This window comes from Asticcacaulis solisilvae (assembly GCF_052327315.1).
Classification (GTDB): Bacteria; Pseudomonadota; Alphaproteobacteria; order Caulobacterales; family Caulobacteraceae; genus Asticcacaulis; species Asticcacaulis solisilvae_B.
In genome coordinates this window covers 265,874-288,735 of the sequence record NZ_CP166196.1, presented here as the reverse complement: position 1 = coordinate 288,735, position 22,862 = coordinate 265,874, and the positions used below count along the sequence as shown (strand labels likewise).

Below are 22,862 nucleotides of genomic sequence, written 5' to 3'. Positions count from 1 at the left end.
AGTATTACCAGCTGCCGGTATTCGGCATGCTCAACCACGGCTCGGCCGGCGGCAGGGCCGGTCCCTTTTGCAACAGCTCGATGCTGATGCCGTCGGGCGAGCGCACGAAGGCCATCATGCCGTCGCGCGGCGGGCGGTTGATCACCACGCCCATGTCGACAAAGCGCTGGCACGCCGCATAGACGTCGTCGAATTCGTAGGCCAGGTGGCCGAAATTGCGGCCGCCCGTATAGTCCTCGGTCTTGCCGTCGGCGTCGGGCCAGTTCCAGGTCAATTCGACCTCGGCCTGTGGACGCAAGCCGTCCTGGCTGGTCGCCAGATCGGCGTCTTCGCCAGCCGACAGAAAAACCAGGGTAAAGCGACCCTTCTCGTTCTCGGTCCGGCGGGTTTCACGCAGACCAAGACCTTCGCACCAAAAACAAAGCGCGGCGTCGAGATCCTTTACCCGCACCATGGTGTGCAGATAGCGCATAGGGCTTAGTGATCGCCTTCGGGGCGCGGCGCCGGATTTTCGTATTCGTGCGCGTGGTCCTTGTGCACGAACTTGCGGTCGCAATAGCCGCATTCGACCGTACCTTCGCCGCCGAGTTCGAGATAGACCAGCGGATGGCCGAGCGCCCCGCCGCCGCCGTTGCAGGCGACCTTGTGGCCGTCGACATAGATGACTTCGGGGGGCGGGATGATATCGCTCATGACAGGGAAATCCGGGGAAGGAACAGGTTTCGCCCCACTTAATGCAAACCGCTCGGCCGCGTCAAATGCCTTGTCGGTTGCGCGTAAACGTGAAACCCTTCCGCCATGGCGCATTCCCGGCTGAAATCCATCCTCGGCGGCTCGATCGGCAATCTGGTCGAATGGTACGACTGGTATGCCTATTCGGCGTTCGCGCTTTATTTTTCCAAGGTCTTCTTCCCCAAGGGCGACGGGACAGCACAGTTGCTCAACACCGCCGCCATCTTCGCCGTCGGCTTCCTGATGCGGCCGGTCGGCGGCTGGTGGCTGGGCTGGTACGCCGACCGCTTCGGCCGGCGCGCGGCGCTGACAGCCTCGGTGCTGCTGATGTGCATGGGCTCGCTGATCATCGCGCTTTCGCCATCGTTCGCCGCGATCGGCATCGCCTCGCCGCTTCTGCTGTTGCTGGCGCGGCTGATGCAGGGCCTGAGCGTCGGCGGCGAATACGGCGCCAGCGCCACCTATCTGTCGGAAATGGCCGGTCACGAACACCGCGGCTTCTGGTCGAGCTTCCAGTACGTCACCCTGATCATGGGGCAACTGATCGCGCTGGGCGTGCTGATCGTGTTGCAGAAGATGCTGCTCACCGAAGCGCAGCTCGAAGCCTGGGGCTGGCGCATTCCGTTCGCGGTCGGTGCGGGCTTGGCCCTGATTGCGCTCTACGTCCGCCGCCATATCGCCGAAACGGAATCTTTTGAAAAGTCCACCGATGAAACTCGCGGCCGCGTCTGGACCCTGCTGAAGAAACACCCCTTGCAAGCCTTGCAGGTCGTCGGCCTGACGGCGGGCGGGACGCTAGCCTTCTATACCTACACCACCTACATGCAGAAGTTCCTGGTCAATACCTCGGGCTTTTCCAAGGAAGCCGCCACCGCGATCTCGGCGGTGACCTTATTGATCTACATGGTCCTGCAACCGGCCTTCGGCGCCCTGTCGGATCGTGTGGGCCGGAAGCCGCTGCTGATCGGCTTCGGCGTCGCCGGCACGCTTTTGACCGTGCCGATCATGCACGGCATCGCCAGCACGCATAATGGATGGGTGGCGGGCGGGCTGATCCTTTTGGCGCTCATCATCGTCAGCGGCTATACGGCGATCAACGCGGTGGTGAAGGCCGAGCTGTTCCCGGCCGGTGTGCGGGCGCTGGGCGTCGCCCTGCCCTACGCGGTGGCTGTATCGCTGTTCGGCGGCTCGGCTGAATATGTCGCCCTGTGGCTCAAGCAGGCCGGGCAGGAAACCACCTTCTTCTGGTACGTCAGCGCCTGCATCTTCCTGTCCCTGCTGGTCTATGTTTTTACCGCCGACACGCGAAAGACATCGGCTTTTCAGTCAGAATAGGTTTGGTCGAACAGAGTAAACGGCCGATTCAACAGCACGCCCGCATCGCGAATTTATCGCCGCGAATGTAATTGGTGCACCGCACAGGAGGCATCCATGCTGGACCAGGAAATCGAACGAGTCTGCACACGGCTGAAGCAACGCGTCACCGATTCCGACGTCGCATGCCAGGCGGTAAAGCAACTGGTGCGCTCTCATTTCGGCGTGCGGGTCTCCGGCATCGAACTCGAGGTCTTCAACCGTCTGGCCGATGCCTTGTTCCGGCGCTTCGGCCTGCACGAGACCGAGATGCTGGCCTCCGAACTGGTCATGACGGTGCAGCGGATGCGCGCCCGGTGCCCTGAGCCCAACGTCGTCTGGATAGAAGCGTGACGCCGGTTTTTTGCGGACAACCCGTTTTTGCGGTTGAGCGCATAGGCGGTTTGCCTTAGGTTCCGGCCGTCCGCCACCCGGCGTCCACGGGTGCCGCTTCATAAATGCATCCGTAGCTCAGCTGGATAGAGTGTTGCCCTCCGAAGGCAAAGGTCACAGGTTCGAATCCTGTCGGGTGCGCCATGAACCAAAACGCCTCCCCGTGCGGGAGGTTTTTTTGTGCCCGGATGAACCCCCGAACCCGGAGACCGGTATATACGCCTCGACGGCATTCATCATTGTGACAGATTTTGTTCGGCGCCATCCAACTCTGTCTAGATGTTACGCGCATCAGCACAACCCTGACCCGAGTCCCGCATCCTGCCTACGCAGCAAGTATTGGCTGCCTTTAAATAAATAACACCGTTCGCAAAGGCCTTTACAAGTCGGCCGGGCGACTCGAATCAGTTGACCGTCTACAAGGATTTTCAAAGAAAACACATTGCAACGTCAACGCAATATATCGCCCTATTTGAAATAACGCCGCAATCCACAACCAATACCAGACTCAGCAAACCCTTTTAAAATAAGGGCTATGTGACTTTTTGTACGTTGCCAGTCTTGGCCACATTTGCTAGCTTAAGCCATTATTAAGAATTGTATCCAGCGTTTTGGGGGGCTGAGCGCGGCTGAGCCCTCCCTGTTTATTGCAAAAAATTTAATGCAGGGACTGGGACCATGGCTGACGGCAATAATCTCGACAATATTCTTACCGGTACCCCTGCGGACGATACGATCCACGGGTTCGGCGGCAACGATCACATCGACGGTCTCGATGGTAATGACTCGCTGGACGGCGGTGACGACAACGACGTCGTAAACGGCGGCGCCGGCAACGACATTCTTCTCGGTGGCACGGGCCTCGACACGGTCGACGGCGGCGATGGCAACGACACGATCGACGGCGGCGACGGCAACGACAGCATTACCGCCGACGCGGGCAATGACAGCATCGTCGGCGGGGCGGGCTCCGACACGATTGACGGCGGCGACGATAACGACCATATCGACGGCGGCGCCGATGCCGACTACCTGACCGGCGGCAACGGCAACGATACGATCGAAGGCGGCTCGGGCTACAACACCATCTACGGCGGGTCCGGCGACGACAGCATCCATGGCGGTGACGACGGAAACTACATCCAGGACTATAACGGCCACAACACGCTGATCGGCGGGGCCGGAGCCGACAATTTCGACGCCGTCAACGGCTATGTCGACGCCGGGGCCGGCGACGACCGCATCTATCAGTATCCCAATTACGACCTCTACTATGCCGGCCAGGGCTGGACCGCCAGCACCCTGCTGGGCGGTGACGGCAACGACACCATCTACGACTATAACAACTACACCAATTCCGACAGCGTCGATGGCGGCGCCGGCGACGACTACCTGCAAGGCGGCGGCTATAACGACAGCCTGCAAGGCGGCACGGGCAACGACGCCATCTACGCCGACAGCGGCGACGACACGGTCGACGGCGGCGCCGACAACGACTCGATCCGCGGCGAAAACGGCAACGACTCGCTGATGGGCGGGTCCGGCGACGACAGCATTTCCGGCGGCGCCGGCAATGACACGATCGACGGCGGCGACGGCAACGACATCGCCTATTACAGCGGCAACCTGGCCGACTATACGGTCGCGCGCGACGGTTCCGGCCACATCTTCGTCTACGACAACCGCAGCGGCACGCCTGACGGCGCCGACACCCTGACCCATATCGAGACCCTGCACTTCAACGACGGCGACTTCGTCCCGACCGCCGCCAATACCGGCGTGGTGACCAGCGGCGACGACACTGACAACCTGATCACCGGTACGGATCAGAGCGACCACCTGAGCGGCCTCGGTGGCAACGACACCATCAACGGGCTCGACGGCGGCGACGTCATCGATGGCGGCACGGGCAACGACTCCATCGACGCGGGCAACGGCAATGACGTCGTCACGGCCGGCGACGGCGACGACACGGTCATCGGCGGCACGGGCAACGACAGCATTACCGCCGGCGCCGGCAACGACAGTCTTTCGGGTGGCGTAGGCTCCGACACGATCGACGGCGGCGACGATAACGACCATATCGACGGCGGCGCCGATGCCGACTATCTTACCGGCGGCAACGGCAACGATACGATCGAAGGCGGCTCGGGCTACAACACCATCTATGGCGGGTCCGGCGATGACAGCATCCATGGCGGCGACGACGGCAACTATATCCAGGACTATAACGGCCACAACACGCTGATCGGCGGGGCCGGAGCCGACAATTTCGACGCCGTCAACGGCTATGTCGACGCCGGAGCCGGCGACGACCGCATCTATCAGTATCCCAATTACGACCTCTACTATGCCGGTCAGGGCTGGACCGCCAGCACCCTGCTGGGCGGTGACGGCAACGACACCATCTACGACTATAACAACTATACCAATTCCGACAGCGTCGACGGCGGCGCCGGCGACGACTACCTGCAAGGCGGCGGCTATAACGACAGCCTGCAAGGCGGCACGGGCGACGACGCCATCTACGCCGACAGCGGCGACGACACGGTCGACGGCGGCGCCGACAACGACTCGATCCGCGGCGAAAACGGCAACGACTCGCTGATGGGCGGGGCGGGCGACGACAGCATTTCCGGCGGTGCGGGCAACGACCATATCGATGGCGGCGACGGCAACGACATCGCCTATTTCAGCGGCAACCTGGCCGACTACACGGTCGCGCGCGACGGCTCGGGCAATATCCTGGTCTATGACAACCGCAGCGGCACGCCTGACGGCGCCGACACCCTGACCCATGTCGAGACCCTGCATTTCAACGACGGCGACTTCGTCCCGACCGCCGCCAATACCGGTACATTGCAGGACGGCGATGACACCGACAACCTGATCACCGGTTCGGACCAGAGCGACCAGCTCAACGGTCACGGCGGTAACGACACCATCAACGGCCTTGACGGCGGCGACGTCATCGATGGCGGCACGGGCAACGACTCCATCGACGCCGGCGGCGGCAACGATGTCGTCACGGCCGGCGACGGCGACGACACCGTCATCGGCGGCACGGGCAACGACAATATCACCGGCGGCGTCGGCGACGACAGCATTACCGCCGGGGCGGGCGCTGATACGGTCGATGGCGGCGACGGCAACGATCATATCGACGGCGGCGCCGATGCCGACTACCTGACCGGCAGCAACGGCAACGACACGATCGAAGGCGGCTCGGGCTACAACACCATCTATGGCGGGTCGGGCGACGACAGCATCCATGGCGGCGACGACGGCAACTACATCCAGGACTATAACGGCCACAACACGCTGATCGGCGGGGCCGGAGCCGACAATTTCGACGCCGTCAACGGCTATGTCGACGCCGGGGCCGGCGACGACCGCATCTATCAGTATCCCAATTACGACCTCTACTATGCCGGCCAGGGCTGGACCGCCAGCACCCTGCTGGGCGGTGACGGCAACGACACCATCTACGACTATAACAACTACACCAATTCCGACAGCGTCGATGGCGGCGCCGGCGACGACTACCTGCAAGGCGGCGGCTATAACGACAGCCTGCAAGGCGGCACGGGCAACGACGCCATCTACGCCGACAGCGGCGACGACACGGTCAGTGGCGGCGACGGAGACGACTCGATCCGTGGCGAAAACGGCAACGATTCGATTTCCGGCGGCGCGGGCTTCGATTCGATCGACGGCGGCGCGGGCAACGATACGATCGACGGCGGCGCAAACGGCGACACCGTGTTCTACTCGGGCAATGTCAGCGACTACACGATTACCGAAAACGGCGACGGTTCTATCACCGTCGTCGATGACCGTTCAGGGTCGCCGCAGGGGACGGACACGCTGTGGAATGTCGAAGTCCTCAGCTTTGCCGACAACGACCTGACCTTCGGCCCCAATCCCGGCAGCACCTTCACCGGCACCTCGGGTCCCGACACGCTCGCCGGCACACCGGCCAATGACACTATCATCGGCCTGGAAGACAATGACTCGCTGAGCGGCCTCGGCGGCGCTGACTCGATCACCGGCGGCGACGGCAACGATACCATTTCCGGCGGCAAGGGCGCCGACACGATCGATGGCGGCAACGGCAACGACAACCTGGCCGGCAATGAAAGCAACGACTCGATCACCGGCGGCGCGGGCGCCGACACGATCGACGGCGGCGTCGGCAACGACACGATCGACGGCGGCTCGGGTTACAACACCATCTATGGCGGGTCGGGCGACGACAGCATCCATGGCGGCGACGACGGCAACTATATCCAGGACTATAACGGCCACAACACGCTGATCGGCGGGGCCGGCGCCGACAATTTCGACGCCGTCAACGGCTATGTCGACGCCGGAGCCGGCGACGACCGCATCTATCAGTATCCCAATTACGACCTCTACTATGCCGGCCAGGGCTGGACCGCCAGCACCCTGCTGGGCGGTGACGGCAACGACACCATCTACGACTATAACAACTACACCAATTCCGACAGCGTCGATGGCGGCGCCGGCGACGACTACCTGCAAGGCGGCGGCTATAACGACAACCTGTCGGGCGGCACGGGCAACGACGCCATCTATGCCGACAGCGGCGACGACACGGTCAGTGGCGGCGACGGCAACGACTCGATCCGCGGCGAAAACGGCAACGACTCCCTGCTGGGCGGGGCAGGCGACGACAGCATTTCCGGCGGCGCGGGCAACGACCATATCGATGGTGGCGACGGCGACAACATCGCCTATTTCAGCGGTGCGCGCTCGAACTACACCATCGTCGGCGACCAGACCGGACTGACCATCATCGACAACCGCTCGGGCTCGCCCGACGGCACCGACACGGTCCTCAACGTTCAGACCCTGGTCTTCTCGGACCAGTCCGTGTCGGTCGATACCGGCATCGCCGGCGCGTCGATCACCGGCTCCGAAGGCGACGACAGCGGCGCCGGGGCGCTTACCGGCACCATCCTCAACGACACGATCGACGGGCTGGGCGGCAATGACCGCCTGGAAGGCCTGGCGGGCCTCGACCACCTCAACGGCGGCGCGGGCGACGACACCCTGGTCGGCGGCGCCGGCGACGATACGCTCGACGGCGGCACGGGCCACAACACGGCCGTCTATGCCGGCACGATGGCCAGCTACACCATCTCGACATCGGGCGGCGTGACCACCGTCACCGACAACCAGCCCGGCGTCGACGGCAATGACGGCACCGACACCCTGACCAATGTGCGGACCCTGGTCTTCTCGGACGGCACCTACATCGTCGACGCCGCCCCGACGGCCGGCAACGATTCGGTGAACACGCCCGAGGACACGCCGATCAACATCCTGCTCAGCGACCTGCTGAGCAACGACTCGGACAGCGACGGCGATCCCATCTCGATCACGGGCATCGCGGGTTCGACCGGCGGATCCGCCGTCATCGACGGCGACCATATCGTCTTCACGCCCACCCCGAACTTCAACGGCACGGCGACGATCACCTACATCCTGTCGGATGGCACCAAGACGACCAACGGCAATGTCAACGTCAATGTCAGTTCGGTCAACGACAACCCGGTCGCCAATAACGACGGCACCTATACCGGCGTCGTCAATACCGACAAGTCGATCGCCATCTCGACCCTGCTGGGCAACGACAGCGACGTCGACCACGACGCCCTGACCCTGACCTCGGTCCAGGATGCGACCCACGGCACGGTGGCCATCGTCGGCAGCGACGTGGTCTTCACGCCGGCCACCGGCTATGCCGGCCTCGCCTCCTTTACCTACACGGTTTCGGACGGTCACGGCGGTTCGGCGACGGCGACCGTCAGCCTCAACTTCCCCGACACGGCGCCCACGGCCGGAGCCGATTCCGGCACCACGGCCGAAGACACGCCGATCACCTTCCTGCTGTCCGACCTGCTGGCCAACGACAGCGACGCCGAAGGCAATGCGCTGACCATCACCGGCATCTCCGGCTACAGCAACGGCGTGGCCGTCCTGTCCGGCGACCACATCACCTTTACGCCGAACCACAATTACAATGGCCCGGCCAGCTTCACCTATGTCGTTTCGGACGGCACCCTGACCTCGAACGGCACGGTCAGTGTCTCCGTGACGGCGGTCAACGACGACCCGGTCGCCAATAACGACGGCACCTACACGCTGGTCGCCAACCAGGCTTCGACGATTCATCCGGCCGACCTGCTCAGCAACGACACCGACGCCGAGAACGACAGCCTGGTCCTGACCTCGGTCCAGGGCGCGACCCACGGCACCGTCTCGTTCGACGGCACCGATGTGACCTTTACGCCGGACACGGATTATCGCGGCCCGGCCTCGTTCACCTACTCGATCTCGGATGGCCACGGCGGCACCGCTACCGGCACGGTCAGCCTCAACATCCAGGGCGGCAGCCAGACGGGCGACGCCAATAACAACGTGCTGGACGGCACCTCGATCGCCGATACGCTCGACGGCGCCGGCGGCAACGACACCCTCTACGGCGAAGGCGGCAATGACAGCCTGATCGGCGGCGTCGGCGCGGACGTCATCTACGGCCAGGGCGGCAACGATACCGCCCACGGCGGCGACGACAACGACTACATCTACGATCCCGACGGCACGAACCAGCTGTTCGGCGACGACGGCAACGACTCGATCATCGGCTCGGGCACGCTTTCCGGCGGCGCCGGCAACGATACGCTGAACGTCACCTCGGGCACCGGCGACGGCGGCGACGGCAATGACAGCCTGGTCGGCAGCGGCGGCGACGATACCCTGCTGGGCGGCGCCGGCAACGACAAGCTGGAAGGCCTGGGCGGCAATGACAGCCTCGACGGCGGTGACGGCAACGACATCATCGTCGGCGACTCCGGCCTCGACGGCAACGACGTCATCAACGGCGGCGCGGGCTATGACGCCGTCTATTACACCGGCAGCAGCTCGGACTACACGATCAGCACGTCGGGCGGCGTCACCACGGTCCACGATAACCGCTCGGGCTCGCCGGAAGGCACCGACACCCTGACCGGCGTCGAACTGCTGGTCTTCGACAACGGCGAGGAATACTACCTGTCGCCGACGGTCGCCGGCGCACTGATCAACGGCACTCCGGCCGACGACTCGATCCCCGGCAACGATCCGTTCGCCAACACCAATGTCGACGGCAACGACACCATCCTGGGCTTTGCCGGCTTCGACCATATCAATGCCGGCGCCGGCAACGACGTGGCCTTCGGCAATATCGGCAACGATGTCCTCACCGGCGGCTTCGGCGACGATACCCTGGTCGGCGGTTCGGGGGACGACACCCTGCTGGGCGGCACCGGCAACGATGTGCTGTACGGCACCAATGCCACGGTCGGCGGCTTCAGCGACAATGCCGACGGCAACAGCGACGGCAATCCCGACTTCGACAATGACAGCCTCGACGGCGGCTACGGCAACGACACCATCTATGGCGGCAACGGCGCCGACCTGCTGACCGACTCGCTCGGCCAGAACGTGATGTATGGCGGCGACGACAACGACACCCTGTCGGGCACGGGGACGCTCGACGGCGGCGTCGGCAACGACAATGTCAGCGGCAGCGGCCTGCTGCTCGGCAATGACGGCAACGACACCGTCACTGGCCTCGGCACGCTCGACGGCGGCGCCGGCGACGACCAGCTCTATGTCCAGACAACGGCGACCGGCTACGGTGGCGATGGCAACGACACCCTGTCCGGCTACCAGCCCGGCACCCCCTACGACGGCGACCAGACCTTCTCGGGCGGCGCCGGAGACGATGTCGTCTACGCCAACTACGGCAATGACAGCGCGTCGGGCGACGGCGGCAGCGACACCCTGTACGGCGGTTACGGCGACGATACGCTGCTGGGCGGCTCGGGCGACGACACGATCTACGGCCAGCAGGGCAATGACAGCCTCGACGGCGGTGACGGCTACGATGTCGCCGTCTACGGCAACGACCGCGAAGTCCACTCGGTCATCCAGGACGGCAACGGCGGCTACTATGTCGTCGACAACCGCGCCACCTACCTGGGCGACGACGGCCAGGACGACATTTCGAACTTCGACGTCATTCGCTTCCACAACAATGAATTCGAAGTCTCGAACAGCAATACCGGCCAGGTCTTCACCGGGACGGCGCTCGGCGACACCATCGCCGGCACCTATTACGACGACAGCATCACCGGTGGCGCGGGCGACGACCTGCTGGGCGGCGGCGTGGCCGTCGGTGGCGTAACCAGCGTTCCGGGCGCGGCCGATAACGGCAACGACATCATCAGCGGCGGCGACGGCAACGACACCGTGCTGGGCGCCGGCGGCTGGGATGTGCTGCACGGCGACCTTGGCGACGACTCGATCCTGGGCGGCACCGGTCAGGACACCATCTTCGGCGACGCCGGCAACGATACGATCGACGGCGGCGACGACGCCGACACCATCCATGGCGGCGACGGCAACGACTCGATCGCCGGCGGCGCCGGCGACGACCAGATCTTCGGTGATGCCGGTACGGATACGATCGACGGCGGCCTGGGCAACGACACCATCAGCGCCAACGGCCAGGTCGACGGCGGCGACGGCGCGGACTCCATCTCGGGTGCGGGTCTGCTGTCCGGCGACGCCGGCAACGACACGATCTTCGGCTCGGGCACGCTCGACGGCGGCGCCGACAACGACCAGCTCTACGTCCAGGCCGGCAGCACCGGCCTCGGCGGCGACGGCAACGACACCCTGTCCGGCTGGTCGCCCTACACCTACGACACCGGCGCCCAGTACCTGGACGGCGGCGTCGGCAACGACGTCATCAACGGCTATGGCGGCAACGACACCCTGATCGGCGGCCAGAACGACGACACCATCACCGGCGCCGACGGCAATGACCTGATCTACGGCGGTTCGGGCTACGACAAGGCCGTCTACAGCGGCCACATGCTCCACCGCACCACCACCACCGACGCGATGGGCAACACCACGATCGACGGTGACGACTACACCATCACCTACCAGGTCGATACCGACGGCAATATCGTCGACGGCGCGGTGATCCATTCCAAGGTCACCAACGAAGGCGACGACACCATATTCGGCGTCGAGCTGCTGGTCTTCGCCGACGACGAGATCAACCTGCCGTTCGGCGGCAATACCGGCGTCCTCTTCACCGGCACGGCCTTCGACGACATCCTGGTCGGCGACTCGGGCGACGATACGCTGATCGGCCTGGCGGGCAATGACCGCCTGAGCGGTGACGACGGCGACGACTCGCTGCAAGGCGGCGACGGCAACGACGTGCTCAACGGCGACTCGGGCGCCGATACCCTGTCGGGCGGCGACGGGCTCGACCACATCTATGCCGGATCGGGCAGCGACCTCGTCCACGGCGACGCCGGCGACGACACGATCGACGGCGGCCAGGGTTCCGACAGCCTGCACGGCGATGACGGCAACGACTACATCACCGACAACAGCGGCATCAACCACCTGTGGGGCGACGCCGGCAACGACACGCTCTCGGCCGACAACAGCACGCTGGAAGGCGGTGCCGACAACGACACCCTGTCGGGCTACAACGACCTGATCCAGGGCCAGGACGGCAACGACTACCTGTACGGCTCGGGCACGCTGGAAGGCGGCACGGGCGCCGACACCCTCTATGGCTGGGGCCAGCTCGACGGCGGCGACAACAACGACACCATGGGCGTCGGCAGCAACAGCACCGGCATGGGCGGCGCGGGCGACGACGTATTGTTCGGCTGGGAACCCTACTATGTCGACGGCAACCAGAACCTGCAGGGCGGTGACGGCAACGACACCATCAGCGGCAACTGGGGCCAGGACACGATCGACGGCGGCACCGGCGACGACCAGCTTTCGGGCGGCCAGGACAACGACACCATCATCGGCGGCGACGGCAACGATACCGCCAACTATGGCCGCGACCGCGTCTACTATTCGGTGATCAACGACGGCGCGGGCGGCTTCGATATCGTCGCCAACCGCTCCAACGAAGGCACCGACGCGGTCAGCTCGGTCGAAACGGCGCACTTCACCGACGGCGACCTGGCTCTGATCGCCGCCAATGCCGGCAATATCCTGACCGGCACCGCGGCAGGCGAAGCCATCAACGGCGGCGCCAATGACGACAGCCTGGTCGGCCTCGGCGGCGACGATACGCTCAACGGCAATGCTGGCAATGACCAGATCCTGGGCGGCGACGGCAACGACTCGATCGACGCGGGCGCGGGCTACGACGTGGTCCATGCCGACGCGGGCAATGACACGGTTCTCGGCGGCGACGGCGAAGACCAGATCTGGGGCGGCACTGGCGACGACAGCCTGTCGGGCGGCAACGGCAACGACACGATCTACGGCGAAGACGGCAACGATGCCCTTTCCGGCGGCCAGGGCGACGACTATCTCGACGCCGGCACGGGCAACAACACCGTCCTCGGCGGCGACGGCAATGACAGCCTCTATGGCTCCGGTCTGCTGCAAGGCGAAGCCGGCAACGACTACCTCAGCGGTTCGGGTACCCTGTCGGGCGGCGACGACAACGACAACCTCTATGGTTCGGGCGTACTGACCGGCGACGCCGGCGACGACGTCATTACCGGCTGGGGCTCCATCTCGGGCGGTACGGGCAACGACACCGTGTCCGCCGGCGACGGCGCCATCGTCCACGGCGACGACGGAACCGACCTGCTGACCGAATACGGCTGGTCTCCGGGCGACCAGCACTTCTACGGCGACGCCGGCAACGACACCATCTATGCGGGCTACGGCTCGGATACGCTGGAAGGCGGCGACGGCAACGACTCGCTCGATGGCGGCTATGGCGACGACCAGCTGTTCGGCGGCATCGGCGACGACACCTTCGTCGGCGGCGGCGGCAATGACAAGATGTATGGCGGCGGCGGTGACGACGTCGCGCACTACGACGGCAACCGCAACGACTACACGATCGTCGAGGATACGCTCAGCGGCAAGATCATCGTCATCGACAACCGCGCGGGCTCGCCCAACGGCACCGACACGCTGTACGGCATCTACAAGGTCGATTTCTCGGACGGCGACTACACCGGCCATCCGAACTACGGCTATGTCTATAACGGCTCCAGCGGCGACGACACGATCAGCGACCATTCGAGCGCCCTGGTCACCTCGACGCGGCCCGACAACAACAATGCCAGCTCGGGCAACGACTCCATCTACGGCCACGAAGGCAACGACCTGATCAACGGCCTGGCCGGCGCCGACTATATCGAAGGCAATGAAGGCAACGACACGATCCTGGGCGGCACCGAACCCGACATCATCTTCGGCGGAACCGGCAACGACTCGATCGATGGCGGTGACGAAGACGACCTGGTCCATGGCGACGCCGACAACGACATCATCACCGGCGGCGCCGGCGAGGATGCCCTGTACGGCGACGACGGCAATGACTGGATCGACGGCGGGGCCCAGGACGACGCGCTCAACGGCGGTGCCGGCAACGATACGCTGATCGGCAACGACGGCAACGATACGGTCAGCGGCGGCGACGGCGCGGACAGCATCACCGGCGGCTACGGCGACGACAGCCTGCGCGGCAACGGCGACAACGACGTCATCGTCGACCTGATCGGCAACAACATCATCACCGGCGACGACGGCAACGATACGCTGACCGGCTCGGGCAACCTCAACGGCGGCACCGGCGACGATATCCTGACCGGCAGCGCCGGCAACGATACGCTCGACGGCGGCGACGGCGACGATACGGTCTATATCAACGGGCTGCGCGCCAACTACTCGGTCATCGACCTCGGCGGCGGCGCCTTCGAAGTCATCGACCACGCCGGCAATACGGGTTCGGATCTGGTCCGCAACGTGGAACACCTGGTGTTCAACGACGTGACCCTGTCGCCCCTGGTCGGCGGCCAGGTCATCATCGGCACCGACGGCGTCGACAACCTGGTCGGCACGGCGCTGGACGACTCGATCTCGGCGCTCGACGACAACGACACGGTCTCGGCCGGCGACGGCAACGACTATATCTACGGCATGGGCGGCGACGACTCGATCGATGCCGGCAACGGTGACGACTATGTCGACGCCGGCTCGGCCAACGATACGGTCACGGCCGACGCAGGCAACGACACGGTCATCGGCGGCGACGGTACGGACTGGCTGGACGGCGGCGCGGGCAATGACTCGCTGCTGGGCGGCTTCGCCAACGACACCATCCATGGCGGCACCGGCAACGACTTTATCGACGGCCAGCAGAACGACGACTACCTGATGGGCGACGCCGGCAACGACACCGTCAACGGCGGCATCGGCAACGACACCCTGTCGGGCGGTGACGACAATGACATCCTGACCGACTACGACGGCACCAACTACCTGTCCGGCGACGACGGCAACGATACGCTGCAAGGCGCCGGCACGCTGTCCGGCGGCAACGGCAACGACCTGATCTACCTCGCCGCCGGCAGCTTCGGCTCGGGCGACGCCGGCGACGACACGGTCAACGGCAATACCGGCGCGGAATCGATCCTCGGCGGGGCCGGCAACGACCACCTCAACGGCGGCGACGGCAACGACACCATCAATGGCGGTGACGACAACGACACCATCACCGGCGGCACGGGCGTCGACAGCATCAACGGCGGCAACGGCGACGACGTCATCACCTCGAACGAGGGTAATGACATCATCGACGGCGGCGCGGGCTACGATATCGCCATCTACGCCGGTGCGCGCAGCCAGTACACGGTCACTTCGGACGGCGCCGGCGGCTACTACGTCGTCGACAACTTCCCGGAAAACGGCGACCAGGGCGCGGACCACATCGTCAATGTCGAGCTCCTGCGCTTCGACAATCTCGATGTCACGCCGTCGGTCGCCACGACCGGCAACACACAGAACGCCAACACCACGCCGGACAACCTGACCGGCACACCGGGTCCGGATACCCTCAAGGGCTTCGGCGGCAACGATACGCTGCACGGCCTGGACGGTAACGATACCCTGCTGGGCGGCGACGACAACGACCTGCTCTTCGGCCAGGGCGGTGACGACAGCCTCGACGGCGGGTCCGGCAAGGACACCATGTACGGCGGGGCCGGTTCGGATACCTATGTGGTCGACGATCCCAACGACATCGTGTCGGAAGAATCGACCGGCCCGGGCATCGACGACGGCGGCGGGGTCGACCGCGTCTATTCGTCGATCGACTATACGCTCGGCAACTTCATCGAGAACCTGAACCTGCTGGGCGTGGCGCCGCTGAACGGCACCGGCAACAACCTCAACAACGGTATGAACGGCAATATCGCCAACAACCACCTGTGGGGTCTCGGCGGCAACGACGTGATGAACGGCGGCGCCGGCGCCGACACCATGTACGGCGGTTCGGGCGACGATACCTATATCGTCGACAATACCGGCGACGTGGCTTCGGAAGAGTCGACCGGCGCGAATGTCGACGATGGCGGCACCGACCTGGTCCAGGCCTCGGTGACCTACACCATCGGCAACTTCATCGAAAACCTGACCCTGACCGGCACCGCCAACATCAACGGCACCGGCAACAGCCTGGCCAACCTCATAAACGGCAATGCCGGCGACAACACCCTGTGGGGCGGGGACGGCAACGACAAGCTCTACGGCAACGGCGGCAACGACGTCCTCTTCGGCGGCGCCGGCAACGATACCCTGTCGGGCGGAGCGGGTTCCGACACCCTCTACGGCGGGGCCAATAACGATACCTACTATATCGATGACGCGACCGACGTGGCTTCGGAAGAAGCGACGCCCGGCGTCGACGAGGGCGGCCTGGCCGACCGTGTCTATGCCAGCGTCAGCTACACCATCGGCAACTATATCGAGTATCTCTACCTGACGGGCGCGGCCAATATCGACGGCACCGGCAATGGCGGCGACAACACCATAACCGGCAATGCGGGCAATAACGTCCTGTCGGGCATGGCGGGAGCCGACTCGCTGCTCGGCGCCGACGGTTCGGACACGCTCTACGGCGGCCAGGGCAACGATACGCTCGACGGCGGCACGGGCGCGGATACGATGTACGGCGGTGCCGGCAACGACACCTACTATGTCGACAGCACGTCCGATGTCGTGTCGGAAGAATCGACCGGGGCCGGCATCAATGACGGCGGCGGCGACCGGGTCATGTCGACGGTCGACTTTACCCTCGGCAACTTCATCGAGAACCTGAACCTGCTGGGCGCCACCAATCTCAACGGCACGGGTAACATCCTGGCCAACGGGCTGAACGGCAATGCCGGCAACAACACCCTGACGGGCCTGGGCGGCAACGATACGCTCAACGGGGGCGACGGCAACGATACGCTGATCGGCGGCACGGGCAACGACCTGCTCAACGGTGGCAACGGGGCGGACACCTTCGTCTTCGCCGCTGCCGGCGCGGCCAACGGCGTCGACACCGTCCAGGACTTCGTCCACGGCACCGACCAGCTGTTGTTCACGGGCGCCGACTACGGCTTCGCCAGCGGCCACGTCCTGACCGCTTCGGAGTTCACCGCCGGCAGCAGCGCGGTGGGCAACGCAGCCCAGTTCATCTGGGATGCCGCCACCCATACCCTGTACTGGGACCACGACGGAGCCGGCGGAGACGCGGCGGTCGCCATCGCCACCTTCAACGGCGGAGCGACGGTTACCGCATCCGACTTCCACTTCGGCTAGGACTGAGGTACCTTCAGAACCGTGTCCGGACTGTTCCGGACACGGTTTTTTAAGGCCTGTTGGTCTTTGATGAAGGTAAAGGGAGGGGACGCATGAAAATCCTGATGCTGCATCAGAACATGCCGGGACAATTCAAGTATCTTGCCCCTGCCCTGGCCCGCGCCGGCAACGAGGTCGTCTTCATCACCAAGCAGAAGACCGTCGAGATTCCGGGCGTCCGCAAGATCATCTACGAGCCGCATCGCCAGGTTCGCGCCGGAACCCACCACTATATGCGGCTGTTCGAGAACAGCATCCTGCACGGCCAGCAGGTCGCGCGCATGTGCCAGCAACTGGCGGCCGAGCGCTTCTTCCCCGACGTCGTCGTCGCGCATCCCGGCTGGGGCGAATCCCTGTTCATCAAGGACGTTTTTCCACGCTCGCCCCTGATCAACTACTGCGAATTCTACTATCAGGGCAGCGGCGCCGATATCGGCTTCGATCCGGAAAAACCAGTCGGCCTTGACGATCTCTGCCGCGCCCGCGCCCGCAACGCCCATCTGCTGCTGAGCCTCGAGGCCTGCGACCGCGGCTGGAGCCCGACGGAATGGCAAAAGTCGCGCCATCCCGGGGAACTCCAGCACAAGATTTCCACGGTCTTCGACGGCATCGACATCAAGACCGTAAAGCCTGATCCCGAAGCCCGCTTCGCCCTGCCTGACGGCCGCGAACTGACGGCGAAGGACGAGGTCATTACCTATGTGGCGCGCAACCTCGAGCCCTATCGCGGCTTCCCGACCTTCATGCGCGCCCTGCCGCGCCTTTTGAAGGAACGCCCGAAGGCGCAGGTCGTCATCGTCGGCGGCGACAGCGTGTCCTATGGCGCCTCGCCCACCGAAGGCGGCAACTGGCGCGAAGTCATGCTGAAGGAAGTCACGCTGCCGGAAGGCCGCGTGCACTTCATGGGCCAAGTGCCGTATGCGAAATATGTTTCGCTGCTGCAGATATCGTCAGCCCACGTCTACCTGACCTATCCGTTCGTCCTGTCCTGGTCCTTCATGGAGGCCATGGCCGCCGGCTGCCTGATCGTCGCCTCCGACACGGCGCCGGTGCGCGAAGTGCTGAAACACGGCGAAAACGGCTATTTCACCGACTTCTTCGACCCGGACAAGGTCGTGGATTCGGTCGTCATGGCCCTGAAGGACAAGCATTCCGGCCGCTTGCGCGAAGCGGCCCGCGCCTCGGTCGTCGGAAAGTACGACCTGGCCAGCTGCCTGCCGCGCCAGCTCGGCATGATCGAAGCCGTCGCGGGCAAGCCTGTCGTCGTCAAGCCTCCGCAACAGCAGCCCGCCGCGGAATAGCCAGGGCCCCACAACAAAACGCCCCGCCCGGACAACCGGACGGGGCGTTTTGTTTGTGTCTGGAAGGCTTTAGTGTTCGTGGAACGAACGCCAGAAGGTTTCGTTGATCGGCTCGAACAGATAGCCCAGCACGGTCCGCTTGCGCACCGGCACGACGACTTCGACCGGCAGGCCCGGGCGCACGACGTCGTTGCGGCCGCGCACCTTGGCAATGGCGGCCAGGCTCTTGCCGGTAACCTCGACGCGCGCCTTGTAGAAGGACTCGCCGGACTTCTGGTCCTGGAAGCTGTCACCCGAAACGTCGAGCACCTTGCCGGTCAGTTCCGGCATGTCGCGTTCGTGCAGCGAGGTGAAGCGGATCTGCGCCACCTGGCCGGGACGGATGTCGTCGCCGTCCTGCGGCGACACCAGGGTCTCGATGACCAGGGGCTCGTCGTCCGGCACGATGTCCATCATCTTTTCGCCCGGTGTGATAACCGCGCCTTCGGTCGTGGTGACCAGGCCCATGACCTTGCCGTTAACCGGGGCGCGGACCTGGGTGCGGTTGAACTCGGTTTGCGCGGCGTCGAGCATCGGCTGGATGTTGGCCAGTTTCGACTGGGTATCGCGCAGCTCGGTCACGATGTCCTGGTCGTTCTGGCGGCGCAGGCTGACGGCGCGCATCTGGCTTTCGCCGATGACCGCATTGGCCTGGGCAACGTCGGCGTGCAGCGACCCGTTGTCACCCTGCAGCCCGGCCAGGCTGCTTTCCAGGCTGCGCACGCGCGTGCCGGGCGCATAGCCCCTTTCGTTCAGCGACTTGACGCCGGCCAGTTCTTCGCTGGTCAGCTGCTGCTGCTTCTGGTTGGCGGCCAGGCGCTCCTGCGTGCCCGTAATGGTTTCGCGCGACTGCGCCTGTTGCTGCGCCAGCACCGACAGCTGGGCGCCCAGCGCCTGGCGCCGCGCCTGCATGGCCCGGCGCTGCACCGTCATCGCCTGGGCGACCAAGGCAGCGTCGTCACCGGTATATTTGGCGAATTCCGCCGGCTGGGCGAAGGTGGCCGCCCCGGCCTCCTCGGCCAGCAGGCGGGCTTCCTGGGTCTTGAGCGCGATATATTGCGCCGTATAGGACTCGGTCGAGGCCTGGGACTCATCGCCGGCCAGCTCGAGCAGCACCTGGCCCTTGGTCACCATGTCGCCTTCGTGGACCAGCATCTTCTTGATGACGCCGCCCGTCTTGTTCTGCACCTGCTGGCGGTCGCCGGACACGATGACCTTGCCCCGCGCCGTCACGGCCGCGTCGACGCGCACGATGGCGGCCCAGCCGATAAACAGGCCGAAGAAGGCAAAGACGACCCAGAGACCCGCGCGCACATCGCGATCCGGGCTGTCGGCCGCGGTCGTTTCCGGCAAGGTGTTGGCACCGGACGAAGGCCCGTCGACCAGACGCGTCAGCCCGGTCCGCAATGGTGCAAGCAGGTTCCCTTTTGCCATGATCGTTCCTAATTCCCCGCCAAATGAAATGTCTTAAACCAATATGGCCGATTTATAGCAGCGCGTCCGGGAAAAACCTATTGCCTTTTCTGACCCGTGCCCGTAATTTTTACCTCGCGGAAACTGTAAATACTTTTCATCATTTCGTTAAACAAGTTAATGGCCGACCGGCCCGATCGTTAACGCGGCCGGCCGGAGTCGGCACATCATATATACTTTGGTGCCACCGGGGGCCTTGAATGATTATTGCCGGCAAGACGATTCACGAAACCCTGGCCACCGCCATAAAAGCCTGCCGGCGGCATCTGCTGTTCGCCGCGTTCTTTTCCTTCTTCGTCAACCTGCTCTACCTGACGCAGACCATATATATGCTTCAGGTCTACAATCGCGTCATGCCGACCAACGGCCTGATGACGCTGCTGTACATCAGCCTGATGGCGGCCTTCGCCTACTTTACGCTGGCGGCGCTCGACAACCTGCGCGGCCGGCTGATGGTGCGCTCGGGCATGCGCCTCGACGCCCTGCTGGCGACCAAGGTCATGCGCCACGTCCTGGCCCTGCCGCGCCAGACGTCGGGCCCCGTCCGTTTCCAGAACGCCATGCGCGACTTCGACCAGTTCAAGGCGGCGCTCAGCGGCCCGGGCGTGTCGGCCCTGTTCGACGTGCCCTGGATCCTCATCTATGTCGTGCTGTGCGGCCTGCTCAGCCCCTGGCTCGGCCTGCTCTGCCTCGGCGCAGCCGGCGCGATGGCCCTGATCAGCTGGCTGCAGGAGCGGGCCACGGTCGGCCGCCTGACCCAGGCCGGCAAGCAGATGGCCAAGGCCCACGCCATGCAGGACCAGTTGCTGCAAAGGTCCGACACCATCCGTGCGCTCGGCATGGTCAATGCCGTCGTCACCGCGCAATCGTCCCGCCGCCGCGAAGGCCTCGAGGACGGCCTCAGCGCGGCCATGTCGGGCAACCGCTATCGCACCGCCGCCAAGTTCATCCGCCTGATCATGCAGTCGGCCGGCCTGGGCGTCGGCACCCTGCTGGCCATCGACCACCAGATTTCGCCGGGCGGCGTCTTCGCCGCTTCGCTGCTGATCTCGCGCTCCATGAGCCCGATCGACCAGATCATCACCTCGTGGAAGACGCTGGTGAACGGCTACAACTCCTTCTTCGAGCTCAACGACCTGTTCACCGTCAGCCATGCCGAGCGCCCCGTCACGGCGCTGCCGGCGCCGCAGGGCATGGTCCAGGTCGAGGCCCTGTCGATCCTCAACCAGGTCCAGCGCCAGTACGTCCTCAACCAGGTCAGCTTCATCGTGAAACCCGGCGAAATCCTGGGCGTCATAGGACCGTCGGGCGCCGGCAAGACGACCCTGGCCCGCGTGCTGGTAGGCGCGGAAAACTACGATGTCGGCCATGTCCGTTTCGACGGCGCCGACCGCCGCGAATGGGACAGCCAGCGCCTGGCGTCGCACATCGGCTATGTGCCGCAGGACACCTGCCTGTTCGAGGGCTCGATCCGCGACAATATCTGCCGCTTCGAAAACCTGACGGGCAGCGACATGGAAGAGATCGACGCCGCCGTCGTCCAGGCGGCGCGCGACGCCGACATCCATGAGCTGATCCTGCGCCTGCCCAACGGCTATAATACCCTGCTGGGTCCGAACGGCACCGGTCTGTCCGCCGGCCAGGCCCAGCTGATAGCCCTGGCGCGCGCGCTCTACCGCCGTCCCAAGGTCCTGGTGATGGACGAGCCCAATTCCAACATGGACGGCCAGGGCGAAACCCTGCTGATCCGTGCGCTCATGCTGTTCCGCGAACTCGGCGGGTCGGTGATCGTCATCGCCCACCGCGCCGGCGTGCTGGCCTGCGTCGACAATGTCATGATCCTGCAGGGCGGCCGCATCCAGTTCTACGGCACGCGCGAGGAGGCCGCCCAGGCCCAGGCGCGCGCGGGCGTCCTGCCCGACACGCCGAAAAGCGCCAATGAGCCGAACGCGCCCGGTGCGGGAGCGCGGCCGCGCCCCCGCCTCAAGGCCGATCAGTAGGTATAGCGCGAATCCGAGCCGGCATCGGCGCTGTCGTCCTGCGATTCATGCCACTGGCCGCGCGCGTCGCGCCAGCCATAGGCCTGGACTTCGCCCACATGCCAGCGGCCGTTGTCGTCCTGCCAGCCGACCGCGCGCGGACGGCCCAGGTGCCACTGGCCGCTGTCGTCGCGCCAGCCCACAACCGCCGTATGGCGGCTGTAGTCGCGGTCGTCGCCCTGATAACGGTCGTCGCCGCGGCGGTAATCCCGGCCGCCGTCGCGGTCATCGTAGCGGTCGCCGGAATTGCGATCATCCGAATAGCTGTCATTGCTGCCGCGGCTGTCGTCATAGGCGTCCGAATCCTGGCGATAGGTGCCGGACGAACGGCCATAGCCGGCATTGGCGTCATAGCCTTGCGTATCGTAGGACGACGTCGTGGCGTAGCGGTCACCTCCGGTATAGGTGCTCGAAGAATAGCTGCTGTCCGAGGCATAACGGCTGTCGGCATCGACGACGCGGGTAAAGGTGTCGTCCGCCGGACGGCGGGTATAGTAGGCGACCTGGTAGCCTTCCGGCGCGGCCGGCGCGGAGTAGGACTCACCCGAATAGGCATAGTAGACGCCGTTGTAGCAGCGGGCATAGGCGCGTTTCACGCCATAGGAATCGACCGCTGAATTGCGCTGCATGTCGGTCTGGCGAACATAGCAGTAGCCGTCGAGGCGGGCCGGCTGCTGGGCGGATGCGACGACCGGAACAAGAGCGAGGCCTGCGAACACGGCGCCGGCGCACACCGTCCGGAAAAGCATGGAAGACGTCATGG

9 protein-coding genes and 1 tRNA gene are annotated in these 22,862 nt (G+C 64.8%); 6 read left to right on the top strand and 4 right to left on the bottom strand.

Annotated features, from left to right (window positions below; genetic code table 11):
• Positions 1-4: 4 nt before the first annotated feature.
• Positions 5-472: a VOC family protein gene (locus AB8717_RS01300; protein ID WP_443749222.1), complete on the bottom strand. Its 468-nt coding sequence runs from the start codon at positions 470-472 to the stop codon at positions 5-7.
• A gap of 5 nt (positions 473-477) precedes the next feature.
• The gene (locus AB8717_RS01295; RefSeq protein WP_443749221.1) at positions 478-693 is read right to left on the bottom strand and encodes a zinc-finger domain-containing protein; all 216 of its coding nucleotides are present in this window, start codon (positions 691-693) and stop codon (positions 478-480) included.
• A 105-nt stretch (positions 694-798) separates the two neighbouring features.
• On the opposite strand from AB8717_RS01295, the gene AB8717_RS01290 reads away from it, so the two are divergent.
• The 5 genes from AB8717_RS01290 to AB8717_RS01270 all read left to right on the top strand — a co-directional run bounded on the left by AB8717_RS01290 (position 799) and on the right by AB8717_RS01270 (position 18,548).
• Positions 799-2,067 (top strand): MFS transporter, encoded by a 1,269-nt coding sequence (locus AB8717_RS01290; RefSeq protein ID WP_443749220.1) that lies wholly within the window; start codon positions 799-801, stop codon positions 2,065-2,067.
• A 96-nt stretch (positions 2,068-2,163) separates the two neighbouring features.
• On the top strand, positions 2,164-2,439 hold the full coding sequence (locus tag AB8717_RS01285) for a hypothetical protein (RefSeq protein ID WP_443749219.1): 276 nt from the start codon (positions 2,164-2,166) through the stop codon (positions 2,437-2,439).
• Between the two features lie 106 nt (positions 2,440-2,545).
• Positions 2,546-2,622, top strand: a tRNA-Arg gene (locus AB8717_RS01280).
• Between the two features lie 534 nt (positions 2,623-3,156).
• On the top strand, positions 3,157-17,208 hold the full coding sequence (locus AB8717_RS01275; protein ID WP_443749218.1) for a cadherin-like domain-containing protein: 14,052 nt from the start codon (positions 3,157-3,159) through the stop codon (positions 17,206-17,208).
• Positions 17,209-17,300: 92 nt separating this feature from the next.
• A complete protein-coding gene (locus AB8717_RS01270; RefSeq protein WP_443749217.1) occupies positions 17,301-18,548 on the top strand; it encodes a glycosyltransferase family 4 protein in 1,248 nt (415 codons plus the stop codon).
• Positions 18,549-18,617: 69 nt separating this feature from the next.
• Here AB8717_RS01270 and AB8717_RS01265 read toward each other — a convergent pair whose 3' ends face one another.
• Positions 18,618-20,021 carry an HlyD family type I secretion periplasmic adaptor subunit gene (locus AB8717_RS01265; protein ID WP_443749216.1) on the bottom strand — a complete coding sequence of 468 codons (1,404 nt, stop codon included), beginning with the start codon at positions 20,019-20,021 and terminating at the stop codon, positions 18,618-18,620.
• Between the two features lie 239 nt (positions 20,022-20,260).
• On the opposite strand from AB8717_RS01265, the gene AB8717_RS01260 reads away from it, so the two are divergent.
• Entirely contained in the window at positions 20,261-22,060 is a 1,800-nt protein-coding gene (locus AB8717_RS01260) for a type I secretion system permease/ATPase (protein WP_443749215.1), read from the top strand.
• On the opposite strand, the gene AB8717_RS01255 is transcribed toward AB8717_RS01260, so the two are convergent.
• Positions 22,054-22,860 (bottom strand): hypothetical protein, encoded by an 807-nt coding sequence (locus AB8717_RS01255; RefSeq protein WP_443749214.1) that lies wholly within the window; start codon positions 22,858-22,860, stop codon positions 22,054-22,056. The two genes, AB8717_RS01260 and AB8717_RS01255, sit on opposite strands and share 7 nt — an antisense overlap.
• Positions 22,861-22,862 lie beyond the last annotated feature (2 nt).

Coding starts and splice junctions, on each gene's coding strand:
- AB8717_RS01295 (WP_443749221.1), bottom strand. CDS start 693: ATGAGCGATATCATCCCGCCCCCCGAAGTCATCTATGTCGACGGCCAC.
- AB8717_RS01265 (WP_443749216.1), bottom strand. CDS start 20,021: ATGGCAAAAGGGAACCTGCTTGCACCATTGCGGACCGGGCTGACGCGT.
- AB8717_RS01290 (WP_443749220.1), top strand. CDS start 799: ATGGCGCATTCCCGGCTGAAATCCATCCTCGGCGGCTCGATCGGCAAT.
- AB8717_RS01275 (WP_443749218.1), top strand. CDS start 3,157: ATGGCTGACGGCAATAATCTCGACAATATTCTTACCGGTACCCCTGCG.
- AB8717_RS01270 (WP_443749217.1), top strand. CDS start 17,301: ATGAAAATCCTGATGCTGCATCAGAACATGCCGGGACAATTCAAGTAT.
- AB8717_RS01255 (WP_443749214.1), bottom strand. CDS start 22,860: ATGACGTCTTCCATGCTTTTCCGGACGGTGTGCGCCGGCGCCGTGTTC.
- AB8717_RS01285 (WP_443749219.1), top strand. CDS start 2,164: ATGCTGGACCAGGAAATCGAACGAGTCTGCACACGGCTGAAGCAACGC.
- AB8717_RS01300 (WP_443749222.1), bottom strand. CDS start 472: ATGCGCTATCTGCACACCATGGTGCGGGTAAAGGATCTCGACGCCGCG.
- AB8717_RS01260 (WP_443749215.1), top strand. CDS start 20,261: ATGATTATTGCCGGCAAGACGATTCACGAAACCCTGGCCACCGCCATA.